Below are 16,292 nucleotides of genomic sequence, written 5' to 3'. Positions count from 1 at the left end.
GTTATGGATTCCATTTGTTGGAGAGCGCGGGACGCAAGGTTTTCATGTCCGGCAGGTTCTCAAGGAAGTTGTCCGGGTAGTAACCGAAACTGGTGGCGCCCTGACGCTTGAGTCGGCCCATCCAGTCGGCCAATATTTTGCCGTCGATGTCAGCCTGATCTTTCTTCGTCCAGTCGCGAGCTTGCAACTCGAATACCGTGCGATTGAGGGCATCGGGACGGCTCTTGACCTTGGCCACCAACGCCTCCAGCCACGGGCCGGATTCGGCCTGGGTCTGTTTTTCCATCAGCGGCATCGCCATTGGCGCCGTCCAGTCATAGGTCGCGAGGAAGTCGTCGAGGTTCTGCGCGAACCACGCTTCGCTCTCGGGATTGATGATCGGCTCGGCAAAAATATTGCGTGCGGTCTTCAGTTGCGGGCCCCGGATGGCACGCATTTTCGCGGTCAGTTCTTTGGTGAAGTCGGTCAGGTAACGGCTCTTGAAACGCGTCCAGCGTTGCAGGGCCGCGGGATCATCGCGCAAGGCAGCGATCGAGCCGGGCAGGCCGTTGGCCGCGTAGACCTTCAGCGCTTGCGGGCCAGCGTCTTCGAAGTCCGACAGAATCGCATCGTCGTGGTAGAGCACACCGTCCACTGATGACATGCTTGCCGCGTCTTCGTAGATGTCACCGATGATGCGCCGCACCTCAGGATCAAACGGCGACAGACGCTGGTACTGATTCGGATCGACCGAGGTAGTGCCGGTCTTCGGATCCCAGCGGGTGACTCGCGGCAGCTTCGCGTCGAGGGCAAAACTCAGTACCGGCATCCAGGCATAGACTTTCACATGGGCACGGGTGCGCAGTTGCCAGGCGACACGGTCGAAGAGATCCGCACGCACCGGCAAATGGCGGTTGGGGAAATACAGTGAGTGCACTAGGCCGTCGCCTTTCGGATCGGCGAAGGCTTGCAGGAACACCGTGTTGGCGCCGAGGTCAGCCATGCGCTGCACCAGTTTGCCGAGATTGATATCCTGCTGCGCCGGATCCGGGTCGTAGACATTGTCCAGATCCACGTGCACCACGCGCATAGCCGTTTCGCTTTGCACCGAGACGATGCTGTTGGCGAAGCGCTCGCCATCCGGATCGGACGCCACGAGAAAACGCGGGCCGCTCATCAGGTTGTCGAGGGTATCGAGGCCATCCTCCAGGGTCAGGGCCATTTCATAGCCCTGCTCACTGACGACGGTCAGCGACGTGCCGTCCGCCGCGCCATATGGCCAGACCCAGACACGTGGTTTCTTGCCGGTGACCTTGCGGATTTTTTCCGAGATGGCGACCACGTCAACGCGGATTCGCTTGCGGAATTCATCCTCGGTTTCATAGCGTTTTGCAACCGCATCGTAACGACGGGTCGCGGCGGCCGGTTGCAGGTTGCCCTGCGGGTTACCAAGCACGCCTTTATGGTTGGCATCGGTGTGCGCGGCGATTTCCACCAGCCCCGATTGCGAGATCTCACGAATCTGATTCCAGGTCAGAAAGTCCGAACGCTGGCGCGGCATGCCGGCAAAATCGACCGGCTGATTGAGCGGCGTATCGATCCAGGTGCCGACCGGCGCCAGCAATGCGTGCCAGTTATAGGCACGCAACACGGGCAGGACCCGGGTGTAGAAACTCGCATAACCGTCGTCGAAGCTCAGCAAAATCGCCTGCGGCGGCAGCTCTGGCCCGCCGTTGCGCGCAGCCATGATCTGGTCGACGGTGACCGGTTTGTAGTTGTTCTCCCGCAACCAGGCAAGCTGTTCGATCATGCGTTCGGTGCGCACGGCCACGACAGCCTGGTCGGGATCGCGGTCGTCGACGTCGTGATAGGCGATGCCCAGGACGTGGTTTTTCGGCCACGGTTGTTCGTTGGCGGCCACCGGGCGCTCGGACGGCGGCGTAAACGCCGGGGCTTGCTGGGCACAGGCGCCGACCAGCAGCACTCCCAGCAGAAGGATGAAACGCGAGATAAAAGGCATCTTCAAACTCTTCTAGAAGCGGAAAGTGAGGTCGACAAGCAGGCGCAGATCGGTTTCCCGGTCACCGTCGTAGGTTCGGTTGATCACACTCACCAAGCCGCCCACTTCGAACACATCGTTCCAGGCATAACGCTGGCCGTAGCCAACCATGCCCATGCCGGCGGTGCCGTGGTCTCGCTGGCTGTACGTCCCCGCGCCGGCCTGGAATTGCTGGCTCCACGAGGTTTCGTAACGGTGGTAGAGGACGTGATTGACGTTGACCGTCGGCATCACGCTGAAGTCCGACTTGGGGTTGAAGTACGGCACGTCATCGGATTTGGAGTTGTGGCTGGTGCCGACTTCCAGACCCGCATCGACCTGCACGTTCGGCGCGCTGTAGATCCCTTCGCGACCGATCAGCAGGGCTTCGACACGATCGTTGCCGTCGCTGAAATGTGACGGGCTGACCGACAGGCGCCACTCGCGGCTTTCGTTGGCGCGCCAGCGAATGAAACCGCTGCCGCCGTTGGCGGTGATGTCGCTGTTCAGTGCGCGTAACGGCGTTTCGGCCGAGAAGTATTCAAGACTGCCGCCGTACTGCCAGTGATCGTTAAAGTCGCGGGCAATCGCCAGACGCGCGCCCTGCTTGTCGCCATAACCGTAGGAATGGTTAGAGATTTCGGCTTCGAGACTCATGTCGCGGGTGCGCCGCTCCAGGCCGACACGCTGGAAACGATGGTGGCCGGTGCCTTCGGCGAAGTCGCCGGTGGCATAACCGGCGCCGGCGAACACGCGCCAGTCTTCATCGATCGGCGGACTGTAGATCGTGCTTTGAATGCCAAAGTCGCGGCTGCCGGTGACTGCGCCGGCATCGCCACCGCTGTCGCCGCCATTGGCCTTGCCGCCGTAGGCCTCGACACGCAATTCAGACATGTCATGAACTTCGCGCTGGCGTACCAGACGCTGCGCCTGGCGGTTGTCCGGAAAGCGCGCAATGACGTCGTCGGTCAACGCGTCCATCTGCCGCCACTCCTGCAAATCCATGGCGGCATGGGCTTGCCCCACTTCCAGGCCCATGGCGCGCGGCGCCATGCTCTCGGTTTCCTTCAGCTGATTCTCGGCACGGCGCGGCCAGCCGCGGGCCAGGTACAGATCCGCCTGGGCCAGGCGCAGGCCGATGTTGCCCGGCGCCTGATCGACCAACACTTGTAAACGCTCCTCGCCATGGGGCAGGTCGGCGCCGTAGGTACCGGCCTGGGCCGCCAGTTGCTGGGCGTCCATCCACTCGTCGTTCGGGTTGCCGACCGGCAGGCCTTTGAGCTCGATGCGCGGGCGTTGAGCCTTGGCGGCGTCCTCGGCCACTTTTCGCGCTTCCTCGGCACGGTCGCTTTCCAGCAATGCGTAATACAGCGCCGTGCTGTCTTCGAGGCGGTTGCCGACGTCGGCATCCGGGGCCGACAACACTTGGCGATAGAGGTCGGTCGCGATTTCCGGCTCACGCTGATCCAGATAAGCCGCCGCCACCCATCGCAGGGCGTAGGTCGGAATTAAGACGCCTTCAGCTTGCAGCTTCTGATATTCGCTGATGATGTCGGCGGTGCGCGCCCGGGCCTTGAGCGCGCCCATGCGGTCGATGCGCCAGCGGGTCACGTCTTCTTGTGCTGTGGCGTCCGGTGTCCAGGTGGCGATCAGTTTGTCGTAATCGGCCAAGGCGCGATCGGCGATCACGTAGCGCTCTTGTTCGCTGCGCGTGGCGAATTCAGCCAGTCGCACGCGTTCGGCGGCGAGATCGCCTTCGATACGACGCAAGGTCACGGGATCGATCAACCCCGGGCGCTGATTCGCCAGGCGCAACGCCGGTTCCGGCAAACGTGCCTTTTGCAGGGCGACCACGTATTCGTGGGCGACTTCCGGTTTGTTCCCGGCACGGACGAATGCCTGATCGAATTCGAACAGCGCATCGTATTGCTTGCCGGCGCGGGTCAACGCGTAACCCAGCGCGAGGCGGCGGGCAGGATCGTCCGGTTTTGCGGCGACGAGGGCTTTGGAACGGATCACGGCTTCGTCGGGTTTACCGGCATCGGCTTGTGTAAGAGCCAGACCCAACTGCAGGTCGGCGTTGTCCGGCTCCAGCGCCAGCGCCTTGTTGTAGACCTGAGTGGCCTGATCCCAGCGCTTGAGGTTGCGATAGGCGCGAGCGGTGGCGGTCAGTGCCTGAACCGGCAGGTCAAGGTAGCGGCCCTGGGTTTCATAGACCTGCACCACTTCGCTATCGAGCCCGGCCCAACCGGCGATTTGCAAGTGGTCGCTGATTTGCCCGGCTGTCGCTTGCGCCGGCGGCACAGCGCGCAACGCTGTCAGCGCCGGCGTGAAGTGGCCGGCCCGCGCATCGAGCACCATCTGATCGTAGGGTGTATCGGCGAACGCCAGTGCCGGCCAGAGCAGTTGACTGCACAGCGCGACTCGAAACAAAGGGCGCAAACCACGATGTAATACGGGGACATCAATACGCGGCATTCGTCAGCATCCTTACATGGCCAGCCGGGTCGCAATGCCCTCCTTGCCCATTCGTAACGGTGACCGACACAACAAATCTTCGGTCAAGCTTATCCAGGCAGTGTTGCACGCAAGCGTAGACGACATTTGCGAACGCAATAATTCTTCAGAATCTGGGCAATATTTCCAAAACCTGTACGCCAGACAGCAAAACGCCCGGCGTCTGCTGGGCAGAGGCCGGGCGCGGGTGGGTGCCGCCGAGATTATTGAACCGGGACGACCCCGGCAAATTTGCTCATCAGGAAGCTGACAAACTGCTCAACGGTCATTTTCTGGCCATTAAATTCAACCTGATTGGCGGCGTAATGCAGCTTGGTGACAACGTTGCTGCCTTCAAGGGTCGCCAGCTGCGAACCGACGGCCATGCCGGCGAACATATCGGCGGTGGCGGTGGCCTGGTCGACGATGGCTTTGGCGTCGGTCTGACCGTCCACTTGCGCCTGCACGCCGAGCAGATCGACCAGCATCGGCTTGGACACTTGCACATTGACGTCCAGCAGTGCGATCAACTGACGAGCCAGTTGATCCGGCGGCAGATCCATTGATTGCGGTTTGGTCAGATCCAGCACCAGATTGGCACGGCTTTCACCGTTGGCGGTTTTCAGCGAGAGATTTTCCAGCGCGACCTGTGGCCCTGCGGCGAGCAGTTTTTGCAGGTCGGATTTGACCTGTGCCTCTTCGGCCGGGGTGAGGTTCAGTTCCGGCGCCGGCAGGCCTGCCGCAGCGGCTTCTTCGGCGGCTTTCTCGTACGGCTGCAATTTGGTCTGGTAGATCTGCATCAGCGACATCGTCGACGGGATGTCGAGGTTTTTCAGGCTCATGGCCATGTTGGCCGAGCCGATTTTCTTGTCGTTGAGTGTCACTTCACCAATCTTGTAATCGGCACGCCCTGAAGCATTGGTGCCGGTTTCTTCGGTGAAGTTCTTCATTTCGAATTTCTTCACGCCCACCACCGATTGCTTGAGGCCGAAGGTGGTTTTGCTGTCGGTCAACTCCAGGGTGTTTTCCCCGGTGTAATAGCCGTACGTGCTCTTGGTGAGGTTGCTGGCCAGGGTCAGGCCATTGAGTTCGATCTGCACCGGCGCCTGGTCTTCGGAGACGGTGACCAGTTTCAAATTGTCCATGTAACCATTGGCCTTGACCTTCTGGGCCTGGGCGCTGGCGGAGATTTCCATGTTCAGGCCGGAAAATTTCAGGCTGGATTTTTCGTCCAGTGCGGTTTCCAGCGGCAACAGCTCAAAATTGCCGTTGGTGGACTCGTCGTAGCCGATGTTGACCACGCCTTTGAGCGGTGCCGCGCCCTGAGTGGCAGCGAACCATTTTTCCGTGGCCGGGGTCTTTTCCAGCTCGTAGTGACTGGTGGCCATGACTGGCAGCCATTTCAGCGAAACCAGGCGCGAGAACGGCAGCGGGCCGTGTTCGATGTGATCGACGAACAGCAATTCAACCGGCGCTTCACCGAACATTTCGCCTTCGCCCTTCAAGCGATAGTGCGCGGTGCTGCTGAAGGTGTGACGCTCCAGCGAAACCAGCTCCAGCGAAGCCTTACCGTTGGAGCCGGCCATGGCGGTCTGCAACTCTTTGTTGGCGTTGACGACAGCGTTGTTCAGTACGCCCTCGATTTTTGTGCCCGTGAACCAGGCCCCGCCCGCGCTGATCGCGCCGATGGCAACAACAATTCCGAGTAGCACGCCTGCTGATTTATTCATGAATGACCTGATCGATTTCCGTGGCTGAAAGTGTGGTCGTCTTCCCTGAACCCTAAGACCGGGTCGCGGCTCGACTGCGCTGAAAACTAGCGGTGGAGAGTAGCACTGGCGAGACGGGGTGACCGAATGATTAAAGGTTAAAGAGTGTCTATGGGGAGAGTGGACAGCTGGCAGGCTTCAAGAGTTTCTGTGATGTTGCGAACGCCATCGCTGGCAAGCCACCTCCCACAAGGATTTTCGAGGTTTCTTTTCCAACCCATAACCTGTGGGAGCCGGCTTGCCAGCGAAGAGGCCAATCCAGGCGATACATCATTCAGGAATACTGAACCTCAATCTCATCCAATTGATGATCAAAGCTTTTGAGCCGTGCCGTCCACGTATACACCAGCACTTCGAAGTCGCGATCAATCACCGCTGCGCCCGGGCTTTCGCCGCGCGGATCGCAGAAGTCGAGTTGATAGCGCTCGCGAGCCATGGCCGTGGCGACGTCGGACAATTCACGGGCGTTGTTGAGCCAGTGCCATCCGTCGTCGGCGACTTGTTTATCGAGTGCCAGGCACTGTTTTTTCAGGGTTTCGAGGCTTTTTTCAAGCGGCGTGCCACTCAGCTCGCCCATGACTTCGGCAAACGTTCGCCCCGGCTGCCAATAACTGCCCCAAAAGTAGCGATCGAACACGGTTTCGACACGGCGCAAAGCGACCTTGGTGTCCCAGATCAGCACCAGGGTTTTGCTTTGTTCGAGCTGTCTTTTCTTGATGCGTTGCACCTGCACCGATGCCCACGCCACCACGACAATCGACATCACAGCAATCAATGCCACAGCGCTGTCGAGAAAGACCATCGCCTTATCGATCTGGTGGGCGAGCATGATGCCGTAGAAGTAAGTGGCCGATAGCAGGACGAGTGCTACGAGGGCACACCAGAAGCCAAGAGCATAAGGGTTTTTCATTATTGGTTTCCCCCAGACCTGCACAAGCCTTGAGCACTGAAAAGGCGCGTTGCGCGTGGCGCCCTCTCAGTATTTCAAAGCATAGCAACGGCCTCAGGGTTTGCCGGGATTCGACGCGTTCGTTCGTCCGCTTTCCCAACCGCCGCCAAGGGCCAGGAATAAATCGATCTGGCTCATCGCGACTTGCGTATTGGCAGCGGCCAGTTGCGCCTCTACATCGGTGTAGGTGCGGGTCGCTTGCAGGTCGGCGAGGAATGACGCGCGGCCAGCCTGAAAGAAGCGATGGGTCTGGTCAGCGGCCAGTTTTGCCGACTGATCGGCATCGGCCAGCGCGTCGCGGCGTTGCAGCAGGGCGCTGTACTGAGCGAGGCCGGTCTGGGTTTCGCGAATCGCGTTGAGCACCACGCCATCGAAATGCGCCAGCGCGCCCTGAGTGGCGGCTTCGGCTTCACGGATGCGAGCACGAGAACCGTTGGACGGCACCGTCCAGCTCAGCAACGGGCCGAAACCCCAGCGGTTGGTGGCGGGTTTGCCGAGATTTTCCAGAATACCGACGGTGCCGACCGTCGCACCAATGCTGATGTCTGGATACAACTCGCCCGTGGCGATGCCAATACCGGCAGTCGCCGCCGCCAAGCGCCGTTCAGCCTGACGCACATCAGGGCGGCGCTTGAGCAGCGTGGCGCCGTCGCCGACCGGAAGCAACTGGGCGATTTTCGGCAGTTCGGCGCAATCACGAGTGCCAGCGGGCAGCTGATCGACTGGCTTGGCCAGCAGCATCGATAAACGGAACAACCCGGCCTGACGCGCCGCTTCATAGCGCGGCAGATCGGCACGCAAGGATTTGAATTGGGTTTCGGAACGGGTGACTTGGGTTTCATCGCCGCGCCCAGCGTCGCGCAAGCGTTGAGTCAGGCGGGTACTTTGCGCCTGAAGATCCAACGAATGCTCGGCAATCTCGCGCTCTTCGTTGGCGGCGCAGACTTGCGTGTAGGCGCGTACGACATCGGCCACCAGCGTGATCCGCGCCGTGTCCGCCGCCGCCTGCGTGGCATCGGCGTTGGCCTTGGCCGCTTCGATCCCGCGCTGCAACGTGCCGAACAGGTCGAACTGGTAAGAAGTGGTGATACCGATATCGCCGACATTGGCCACCGGCACTTTATCGGCCAGCAAAAATGCTTCGCCGGATTCCTGCAAACGCTGGGCGCCGATTTTTACGCCACCGCTCCAGCCGCCCGCCGCTTCGGCTTCATCGACCTGGGCGCGAGCCCGGGAAATATTGGCTGCCGCCACGCGCAGGTCGGTGTTGGATGCCATGGCCTGCTGCACCAATTGATCCAGCCGCGGATCCTGATACAACCGCCACCAGTCCCCCGGCACCGGCGCCGAAACCACATTATTGTTGGCCGCCAGTTCACCCTGAAGATCGGCGCGATGCACCGCCGCCGCTTCTGGCAAATGATAATCCGGCCCGACCACCTGGCAGGCCGACAGCATCAGGCCCAGTCCGGCCACCGCCAACCCTGATGCCTTGCTCATTTCGGCTCCTGATCGTCGATGATCGACACCGTGGCCGTACGCCCGGCGATCATGCGGAAATCCGCCGGCACATCATCAAAGGCGATGCGCACCGGGATTCGCTGGGCCAGACGCACCCAACTGAACGCCGGATTGACGTTGGGCAGCAAGTTGCTGCCACTGCTGCGATCACGGTCTTCGATGCCGGCGACGATGCTGTCGACGTGGCCGCGCAATCGCGCGTTGTCGCCGATCACGCGAATGTCGACGCTTTGGCCGACGTGGATGCCATCGAGTTTGGTTTCTTCAAAGTAACCGTCGATGTGGAAAGAATTGCTGTCCACCACGGACAGCACCGGGCGCCCGGCGGTGACGAATTCCTGCGAACGCGGCGCGCGGTCGTTGACGTAGCCATCCACCGGGCTGCGGATCACCGAGCGGTCGAGGTTGAGTTGGGCACTGTCGACGGTCACCCGCGCTTCGGCCAGCGCCGATTGCGCCCGGGCCACGCGGGACTGGCTTTCTTCCAACTGCTCGGCGGGCACCAGATTGCCGAGGCCACGGTTACGCTTGGCTTCACGCTGCGCCTGGGCGAGGGTTTCTTCGCGGTCGGAGAGTGCGGCCCTGGCCTGGCGCAGGGCCAGTTTGAAACGATCCTGATCGATGCTGAACAGCACTTGGCCGCGTTTCACCCATTGGTTGTCCTTCACTTCGACCTGCTGGATCAGCCCGGACACGTCCGGGGCGATTTGCACGATGTCAGCGCGGATGTGGCCGTCGCGTGTCCATGGCGCAAACATGTAATACATCACCATGCGCCAGACCACGACAACGGCGAAAGTCACGATGAGTAAGGTCAACACCACGCGACCGATGGTCAAAAACGGTTTTTTCATGTCATCAGGTATCGGCTGAGTGAATCCACGGCGCCCAGCAGCAAGGCGTAGAGAGCCACATTGAACAATGCCCGGTGCCAGACCAGACGGTAAAAGTGCAGGCGGGTGAGCACGCCGTGCACCAGCAAAAACAGCAGGTATGTGATGCCCATCAGTATCAGCAGGGTCGGCAGGAAAATGCCGCTGACATCCAGATCACCAATCATAGGGGCGCTCCATCGATGCCATGGGGCAGCGGTTCTTCGGGTTCGGCGGTGCCGACAAATTCGACTCCGGGCAACAAGGCCAGACGCAAGCCGCTCAGGGCATGCAGCAGATGCAGACGGGTTACGTCATCGCAGTGGCCATTAAGGGCTCGGCGGGTTCGATCAAGCGTCATCAGCAACGGACTCGGCGCCGGCAAGCGCTCGCCGGCCTTCAGGCACGCCTTGAAATATGCACCGACTTCGGCAACCACCTGCTGCAATAACGTTCGCGGCAAGCCGTGCGCCCGTGGCGTGTAGGCCAGCAAATCAAGAAGGTTGAGCGCCACGCGCACTTCGCGCAGTGCGGCGCCGGTGTCTTGGCCGGTCATGGCCAGACGCGGAAGGTGCTGCATCAAACGGTCGAGCATCTGCACACCGAGATGCCGATGTTCGGCGAGGCTCGCAGGTTCAGTCATATTGACGATGTCTTTCCAGCTGAAACGGGTCAGGCGCTTGGCTGCCAATTCGGCGCCGAACGGCCGGGCAATCAGCGTCCAGATAAACGCGAACAGCAAACCGACCGGGCCTGCCAGATTAGCGTTGGCGAACGCGAAAAAGTCCGCGTCATAGGCGCCCTGAATGCTGATGAACGACGACGTGTTGACCAGCGTCAGCAGCATGCCAAGGTAAAAACGCGGCTGCACCGTAAGCGTGCCGACGCAGATGAACGGCACCGCGAAGGCCAGCACCAGCATGGGAAAGTCATGCAGGTTCGGCAGCACCAGAAACAGGTAAAGACTGGCGAACAGCACCGACATGCCTGTCCAGAAAAAGAACCGGTAAATCTGCGGTGCCGGATCGTCCATCGAGGCAAAGAAACTGCACGCCACCGCCGCCAGGATCACTGCGCTGCCGCCATCCGTCCAGCCGAGCAGAATCCACAGAACCGACGCGACAATGATCGCCAGGATGGTCGATGCGACCGAATACAGCATCAGCCCGCGATCAAGAAACGGCGACAAACGCCCAAGCCGCCAATGCCGATAAACCGCCCGCCAGCTGTCCTGACGCTCGCAGAGAATTGCGTTTTGCAAGCTGCGACAGTCCTGCCACAAATCGATCCACTCGCCGAGGCGATACAAGGCGTTAGAGAACAGCAGTTGCTTACGATCTTCCAGCGCTTCGACGCTTGGCTGCCGGGCCTCGAGCTGATCTTTAAGCGCTCGCCAGCGATCAAGATCGGCGTCCTTGTGGTTGAGCCACTCGGTTGTCGCGCTGAGCAGCGGCGCGAACTTGTCCACCCACTCCGGCGTGCGTCGTTCCAGGGCGTAAAGCGCATCGTCGAGGGCATCGATCACCGGCAGCAAGTGAATCATCCGCCCGCGCAGTTCCTTGGTGTTGCGCACGGTCTGCGGTCGCGTGCCTTCGTGAGGCAACTGGCCAATCATCAATTCGAGGCTGTTGAAACTGGCGACCATGGCCCCGCGCAACGCGCTGACTTCCTCCGGCTGCACGTTGCGGCTGAGAAAGCGCAGGCTGTAAGTCGACGCATCGGCGAACCATTTGCCCACCGCGTCGTTAAAGACCGGCGCCAAGCGGCGCGGCCAGAACATCGCCCCCACCACCGCCGCCACGGCGATGCCGAGGAAAATCTCTTCGGTACGCGCTTCCGCCACGTCCCACACCGCCAGTGGGTTATCCACGACCGGCAAGGCAATCAGCGGCAAGGTGTAACCGGCAAGCATCAATGCGTAGCTGTTGGCCGTGCGCAAATGCAAGGACAGGAACAGCAGAATCCCCGTCCACAATGCGATGACCACCACCAGCACATAAGGGCTCTGGACAAACATCGGCACGAAAAAAACCGCCGCCGCCGCACCAAGAAAAGTGCCGACGGCGCGGTACAAGGCCTTCGAACTGGTCGGGCCGACGAACGGGCTGGAAACGATATACACCGTGGCCATCGCCCAATAAGGACGCGGCATCTGCATGAGCATGGCGATATACAGCGCAATCATCGATGCGGCGAAGGTGCGAACGCCGTAAAACCAGTCGCGCGCGGGGGGCATGCCGGTGAAAAAACCGTTCAAGAATTGAATACCGAAGGAGGATTCGCCGATTCAAACGCCTTGAGGACTCGCAAGGCCGCTTCCAGATCGCTCTGTTCTATACCTTCCAGCACTTCCTGACGCAGCCGAACCAGTTCGGCTTCGACGGCTTGCACCAGTTCACGTCCAGTGTCGGTCAGGCTCAGGCATTTGGCGCGGCGATCATGAGAGTCTTCGGTGCGGCAGACGTAACCCGAATGACACAGCTGATCCAGCAAGCGCACTAGAGACGGACTCTCCATCCCCGCCGCTTGCGCGACCGTCACCTGGCGCACGCCCTCACCCAGGCGCCCGATCATCAAGAGCGGGACGGCGCAGGCTTCGGAAATTCCATAGTTGACCAGCGTCGTCTGGCAGATCTTCCGCCAATGCCTGGCGGCCACCACCATGGCACTGCTGATGTTCATCTGGAGAGCGTCGAGGTTATTCGGCACGGAAAAATGCACACACTGTTAGTTTGCTAACTATCAATATGGCATTGAGAGGGAAATTTCGTCAAGTTTTGAAACAAAATTTCCGCTGGTCGCGGAAGGTAATTTCCAACACAAAAAGAGTACTGACGCCGTATATACTTTGTCTGTACATACACGAGGAATGGATAATGTCAAAACAAGCGGTTTTCACCATGAAACTCGAATCTGAGTTGCGCGAACAATTTATGGCTGAGGCAGAAGCCGCACATCGTCCCGCTTCGCAAATAATGCGAGAAATGATGCGCCAGTTCGTTCAGACCCAACAAAACGCGCGCGCGTACGAAGATTTTTTGCATGAAAAAGTGGAAGTCGGCCGGTCTTCGCTTCGAGCAGGCGAAGGCCTGTCCAATGAAGAAGTTGAAGCACAATTCGCCGCCAGGCGCAGGCGGGCAGATCACCAAGAATGAGGATTATCTGGACGCCAACCGCCGCGCAAGATCGCGAAAATATCTGGGACTACCTCAATGCTGTAAACCCAAAAGCAGCCATCGACATGGACTTGCGTTTCAGCGCAGCGACTTCGCAAATATCACGAAACCCCGAGTGCGGCCCGGCCGGCATCGTTGTCGGTACTCGCGAAATCATTCCGCATCCGAGTTATCGCCTTGTATACCAACTGGAACCGGATGCGATTTGGATTCTGGCGCTGGTTCACACAGCCCGACTGTGGCCTGCCACACGGTGACGCTCTTCATCGCGCCCCTTACGCAACATCACATTCAACTGATCCACCACCTCCGCCCAATCCGCGTCATCGAGAATTTCCTCACGCAACAACTGCGCCTGGCTTTCCGACCAGAAAAACGCGTCTGCCAGATGCAATTCAGGTTTCAGAGGCGAATGGCTGGCGATGAATTGATCGATGCTTTTTGCGTCGTCATCCAGCCCAAGTTGTTTGAATAGTTCCGGCAAGCTGTGTGTCGGGTTTTCCATGTCGGGCTCCTGACGATGGTGTGATTTCGGAATTTTTCGCGGGCAAGCCTCGCTCCTACCGGTTACGCGAAGCGCGTGCCCCGCAAAGTCTAGTCCGACTCGACGACGGCGAAGCAATATCCGCCCACTGGCCGCGTTCTTAATTGATCACAATTCAACCAGCCACAGGGTCAACTAGACTTAGGGAAAGACACGACGCTCGCGGAGGGTCACGTGAACACCCGTTGCTACGCGCTTGCTCTGTTCCTGTTGATGAGCGGGCCTGCTTTTGCCGCCGAGATTTCGCTTGCCGCCGCCAGTCCTGTCGGGCTGTGGCTGATTACCCTGGGCGTCGTGTTTCTGATTGCCGAAGCCGCGTTGCCCAATTACGGGTTGATCGGCTTGGGCGGCATTGTGATGTTCGTGATCGGCGCGCTGATTTTGACCAATACCGAATTGCCGGTGCCGATGATGATCGGTCTCGGTCTGGTCAGTGCAGTATTACTGGTTGTGCTGTTGGTTCGCGCCCTGAAGACCCGGCCGCGCCACGCGGTGAGCGGCGATGCCGGTCTGGTCGATAGCATCACCGATGTCATCACCGTACAGCCGGGCGATGCCCGCAACGGCTGGGTGCAATTGCAAGGAGAACGCTGGCAAGTGTCGAGCACCACGCCATTGCACACCGGGCAAACGGTGCGCGTGGTGGGTCGCAAGGGCTTGCTGCTGCAAGTGGCCGCAGCTGATGCGGCGTCGTTCGGAGAGTAGAAATGGGTTTGCAAATCGGTTTTGTCGCGCTGCTGTTGCTGTTGATCGCCCTGGCGGGCTCGACGTTTCGCATCCTGCGTGAATATGAGCGCGGCGTGGTGTTTCAGCTCGGGCGTTTTTGGCAAGTCAAAGGGCCGGGGCTGATTCTGTTGATTCCAGTGGTGCAGCAAATGGTACGGGTCGATCTGCGCACCATCGTCCTTGATGTGCCGGCCCAGGACGTCATCACCCGCGACAACGTATCAGTGAAGGTCAACGCGGTGCTGTACTTCCGCGTGCTCGATCCACAGAAGGCAATTATTCAGGTCGAAGACTTTCTCTCCGCCACCAGCCAACTCGCCCAGACCACCCTGCGTGCAGTGCTTGGCAAACATGAACTCGACGAACTGCTGGCCGAGCGCGAGCAGTTGAACATCGACATCCAGCAAGTGCTCGACGCCCAGACCGATGCGTGGGGCATCAAGGTCGCCAACGTCGAAATCAAGCACGTCGACCTTAATGAATCGATGATCCGCGCCATCGCTCGCCAGGCCGAAGCCGAACGCGAACGCCGCGCCAAAGTCATCCATGCAGAGGGCGAATTGCAGGCCTCGGAAAAACTCATGCAAGCGGCCGAAATGCTCGGCCGCCAACCCGGCGCGATGCAGTTGCGCTACATGCAGACATTGAGCTCGATCGCGGGCGACAAGAGTTCGACCATTGTTTTTCCGCTGCCGATTGAATTGCTCAAGGGGATGGCGGATTTGTCGGACAAATCTTAGGTTGCGACAGACCTTCGGTTAACGGAAATGCAATGTTTCAAACAATTACTCATAAACAGCCGAATGAAAGTCTTGACCATCGGTGGAGTGTGATCGGATAAACCGACTCCCATCCACCACCCAACGCCTTATACAACCCGACCATCGCCAGCGAAACGCCGGTGGAGCTCTCCACCCATTGTTCCTGCGTCGCGAGCAGTGCGCCTTGTACTGTGAGGACGTTGACGAAATCGACCACGCCTTCGACGTATTGCTGTTGCGCGGTGCGCAGAGCGATCTGGTTCTGGCGCACGGCCTCGGCGAGGCTGTCGGCGCGGCGTTGGCTGGCGTTGTAGGCGGTCAGTTGATCGTCGATTTCATGCCAGGCGCGCAGCACGGTTTGCTGATAGGCAATCGCCGCGTCCTGCTGCTGGGCTTCGCGCAAATGCAAGACGCCACGCAGACGGCCGCCGTCGAATAGAGGAAGACTGAATTGCGGGCCGATGCCGAAAGCGCGGGAGCCCCAGGAGCCGAAGTCGCTCAGCTGCATCGCTTGCGAACCGAGGTTGCCGGACAAGGTAATGCGAGGGTAAAAGTCGCCTTTCGCGACACCGATGTTCGCCGTAGCGGCATGCAGCGCCGCTTCCGCCTGGCGGATGTCAGGGCGGCGTTCGGCCAGTTGCGACGGCAGGCCTATGGCAACCCTGAGCGGTGACGTCGGCACCGGGCCGTCTGTGGATAAATCTTTGGCGAGCGCTTGCGGCGGTTCGCCCATCAACAAGCTGATGGCATTGACCAATTGCGACTGGCGCTGCTCCAGCGCTGGCAGCCGCGCTTCGATGGTCGCGACTTGTGCGGCGGCTTCGGCCACGTCGAGGTCGGTCGCCACGCCGTCGGCCAGGCGCAGCTGCGACAGCTTGAGGCTGTGACGCGCGACATCGAGGTTTTGCTCGGTGACCGCCCGGGTGTTTTGCACGCCCCGCAGTTGGATATAGTTTTGCGCGGTATCGGCGAGCACGGCGAGCAGCACGCCACGACGGTCATTTTCCGCGACTTCCAGGCTGGCGTCGGCAGCTTCGGCTTCCCGGCGCACGCGGCCCCAGAAATCCAGTTCCCATGACGCGGAGAATCCGGCATCCCACAGATTGAACGCAGAGTCGCCGTCGTGTCCGGAAGGATCGCTCAAACCTTCGCCGCTGTTTCGTTTGCGTGCGTAACTGCCGGTGGCGGCGGTTGACGGATAGCGATCGGCAGTGACGACCTGGCGCGCGGCGCGGCTTTGTTGCAGGCGACTGCTGGCGCGTTTCAAATCCAGGTTGCTGTTCAATGCGCGCTGGGTCAGGGCCGAGAGTTGCGGGTCGTGGAAAACTTCCCACCAGCGCTCGTTCAGTGGTTCGCTGACGGTTTGGCCGGGGGCGGGCTGGGCGGGTTTCGCCCAGTCGGCGATGGGTGTGGCTGCGGGTTTCTGGAAATCCGGGCCGACGGTGCAGGCGGTGAGGCTGA

The 16,292-nt window shown here is 60.2% G+C and carries 15 protein-coding genes; 4 read left to right on the top strand and 11 right to left on the bottom strand.

Annotated features, from left to right (window positions below; genetic code table 11):
* Window position 1: 1 nt before the first annotated feature.
* The 9 genes from pgaB to GIW69_RS07435 all read right to left on the bottom strand — a co-directional run bounded on the left by pgaB (window position 2) and on the right by GIW69_RS07435 (window position 12,306).
* On the bottom strand, window positions 2–1,999 hold the full coding sequence (gene pgaB / locus GIW69_RS07475; protein ID WP_236481493.1) for a poly-beta-1,6-N-acetyl-D-glucosamine N-deacetylase PgaB: 1,998 nt from the start codon (window positions 1,997–1,999) through the stop codon (window positions 2–4).
* Between the two features lie 12 nt (window positions 2,000–2,011).
* Window positions 2,012–4,495: a poly-beta-1,6 N-acetyl-D-glucosamine export porin PgaA gene (gene pgaA, locus GIW69_RS07470; protein WP_236481492.1), complete on the bottom strand. Its 2,484-nt coding sequence runs from the start codon at window positions 4,493–4,495 to the stop codon at window positions 2,012–2,014.
* A gap of 242 nt (window positions 4,496–4,737) precedes the next feature.
* Window positions 4,738–6,243 (bottom strand): YdgA family protein, encoded by a 1,506-nt coding sequence (locus GIW69_RS07465; RefSeq protein ID WP_236481491.1) that lies wholly within the window; start codon window positions 6,241–6,243, stop codon window positions 4,738–4,740.
* Between the two features lie 313 nt (window positions 6,244–6,556).
* Window positions 6,557–7,192 carry an NADH:ubiquinone oxidoreductase subunit N gene (locus GIW69_RS07460; protein WP_236481490.1) on the bottom strand — a complete coding sequence of 212 codons (636 nt, stop codon included), beginning with the start codon at window positions 7,190–7,192 and terminating at the stop codon, window positions 6,557–6,559.
* A gap of 93 nt (window positions 7,193–7,285) precedes the next feature.
* Window positions 7,286–8,731, bottom strand: coding sequence for an efflux transporter outer membrane subunit (locus GIW69_RS07455; RefSeq protein ID WP_236481489.1), 1,446 nt, complete (start codon window positions 8,729–8,731; stop codon window positions 7,286–7,288).
* Window positions 8,728–9,606, bottom strand: coding sequence for an HlyD family secretion protein (locus tag GIW69_RS07450; RefSeq protein ID WP_236481488.1), 879 nt, complete (start codon window positions 9,604–9,606; stop codon window positions 8,728–8,730). The genes GIW69_RS07455 and GIW69_RS07450 overlap by 4 nt, the downstream gene beginning before the upstream one ends.
* Window positions 9,603–9,812, bottom strand: a complete 210-nt coding sequence (locus GIW69_RS07445; protein WP_236481487.1) for a DUF1656 domain-containing protein — start codon at window positions 9,810–9,812, stop codon at window positions 9,603–9,605. Before GIW69_RS07445 ends, GIW69_RS07450 begins: the two co-directional genes overlap by 4 nt.
* Window positions 9,809–11,881: an FUSC family protein gene (locus GIW69_RS07440; protein WP_236481486.1), complete on the bottom strand. Its 2,073-nt coding sequence runs from the start codon at window positions 11,879–11,881 to the stop codon at window positions 9,809–9,811. The genes GIW69_RS07445 and GIW69_RS07440 overlap by 4 nt, the downstream gene beginning before the upstream one ends.
* Complete coding sequence (locus GIW69_RS07435) at window positions 11,878–12,306, bottom strand: winged helix DNA-binding protein (RefSeq protein ID WP_236481485.1); 429 nt, start codon at window positions 12,304–12,306, stop codon at window positions 11,878–11,880. Before GIW69_RS07435 ends, GIW69_RS07440 begins: the two co-directional genes overlap by 4 nt.
* A 194-nt stretch (window positions 12,307–12,500) precedes the next feature.
* Between GIW69_RS07435 and GIW69_RS07430 the strand changes: the two genes are divergently transcribed.
* Together GIW69_RS07430 and GIW69_RS07425 are read left to right on the top strand one after the other, a co-directional pair.
* Window positions 12,501–12,779 carry an antitoxin of toxin-antitoxin stability system gene (locus GIW69_RS07430; RefSeq protein ID WP_236481484.1) on the top strand — a complete coding sequence of 93 codons (279 nt, stop codon included), beginning with the start codon at window positions 12,501–12,503 and terminating at the stop codon, window positions 12,777–12,779.
* Window positions 12,776–13,057 carry a type II toxin-antitoxin system RelE/ParE family toxin gene (locus GIW69_RS07425; RefSeq protein ID WP_236481483.1) on the top strand — a complete coding sequence of 94 codons (282 nt, stop codon included), beginning with the start codon at window positions 12,776–12,778 and terminating at the stop codon, window positions 13,055–13,057. Before GIW69_RS07430 ends, GIW69_RS07425 begins: the two co-directional genes overlap by 4 nt.
* Here the strand turns inward: GIW69_RS07425 and GIW69_RS07420 are convergent.
* Window positions 13,024–13,305, bottom strand: a complete 282-nt coding sequence (locus tag GIW69_RS07420; RefSeq protein WP_236481482.1) for a DUF2789 domain-containing protein — start codon at window positions 13,303–13,305, stop codon at window positions 13,024–13,026. The genes GIW69_RS07425 and GIW69_RS07420 overlap by 34 nt on opposite strands.
* 213 nt (window positions 13,306–13,518) lie before the next feature.
* On the opposite strand from GIW69_RS07420, the gene GIW69_RS07415 reads away from it, so the two are divergent.
* Together GIW69_RS07415 and GIW69_RS07410 are read left to right on the top strand one after the other, a co-directional pair.
* Window positions 13,519–14,049 (top strand): NfeD family protein, encoded by a 531-nt coding sequence (locus tag GIW69_RS07415; protein WP_236481481.1) that lies wholly within the window; start codon window positions 13,519–13,521, stop codon window positions 14,047–14,049.
* A gap of 2 nt (window positions 14,050–14,051) precedes the next feature.
* Entirely contained in the window at window positions 14,052–14,810 is a 759-nt protein-coding gene (locus tag GIW69_RS07410) for a slipin family protein (protein WP_236481480.1), read from the top strand.
* 49 nt (window positions 14,811–14,859) lie between these two features.
* Here GIW69_RS07410 and GIW69_RS07405 read toward each other — a convergent pair.
* Window positions 14,860–16,292 (bottom strand): efflux transporter outer membrane subunit (locus tag GIW69_RS07405; protein ID WP_236481479.1); only part of this gene is annotated, 1,433 nt, incomplete at its 5' end.

Source organism: Pseudomonas syringae (assembly GCF_021605415.1).
GTDB classification, from domain to species: domain Bacteria; phylum Pseudomonadota; class Gammaproteobacteria; order Pseudomonadales; family Pseudomonadaceae; genus Aquipseudomonas; species Aquipseudomonas syringae_S.
This window is presented reverse-complemented; position numbering and strand designations above follow the sequence as displayed.

Coding starts and splice junctions, on each gene's coding strand:
- pgaB (WP_236481493.1), bottom strand. CDS start 1,999: ATGCCTTTTATCTCGCGTTTCATCCTTCTGCTGGGAGTGCTGCTGGTC.
- pgaA (WP_236481492.1), bottom strand. CDS start 4,495: ATGCCGCGTATTGATGTCCCCGTATTACATCGTGGTTTGCGCCCTTTG.
- GIW69_RS07465 (WP_236481491.1), bottom strand. CDS start 6,243: ATGAATAAATCAGCAGGCGTGCTACTCGGAATTGTTGTTGCCATCGGC.
- GIW69_RS07460 (WP_236481490.1), bottom strand. CDS start 7,192: ATGAAAAACCCTTATGCTCTTGGCTTCTGGTGTGCCCTCGTAGCACTC.
- GIW69_RS07455 (WP_236481489.1), bottom strand. CDS start 8,731: ATGAGCAAGGCATCAGGGTTGGCGGTGGCCGGACTGGGCCTGATGCTG.
- GIW69_RS07450 (WP_236481488.1), bottom strand. CDS start 9,606: ATGAAAAAACCGTTTTTGACCATCGGTCGCGTGGTGTTGACCTTACTC.
- GIW69_RS07445 (WP_236481487.1), bottom strand. CDS start 9,812: ATGATTGGTGATCTGGATGTCAGCGGCATTTTCCTGCCGACCCTGCTG.
- GIW69_RS07435 (WP_236481485.1), bottom strand. CDS start 12,306: ATGAACATCAGCAGTGCCATGGTGGTGGCCGCCAGGCATTGGCGGAAG.
- GIW69_RS07430 (WP_236481484.1), top strand. CDS start 12,501: ATGTCAAAACAAGCGGTTTTCACCATGAAACTCGAATCTGAGTTGCGC.
- GIW69_RS07425 (WP_236481483.1), top strand. CDS start 12,776: ATGAGGATTATCTGGACGCCAACCGCCGCGCAAGATCGCGAAAATATC.
- GIW69_RS07420 (WP_236481482.1), bottom strand. CDS start 13,305: ATGGAAAACCCGACACACAGCTTGCCGGAACTATTCAAACAACTTGGG.
- GIW69_RS07410 (WP_236481480.1), top strand. CDS start 14,052: ATGGGTTTGCAAATCGGTTTTGTCGCGCTGCTGTTGCTGTTGATCGCC.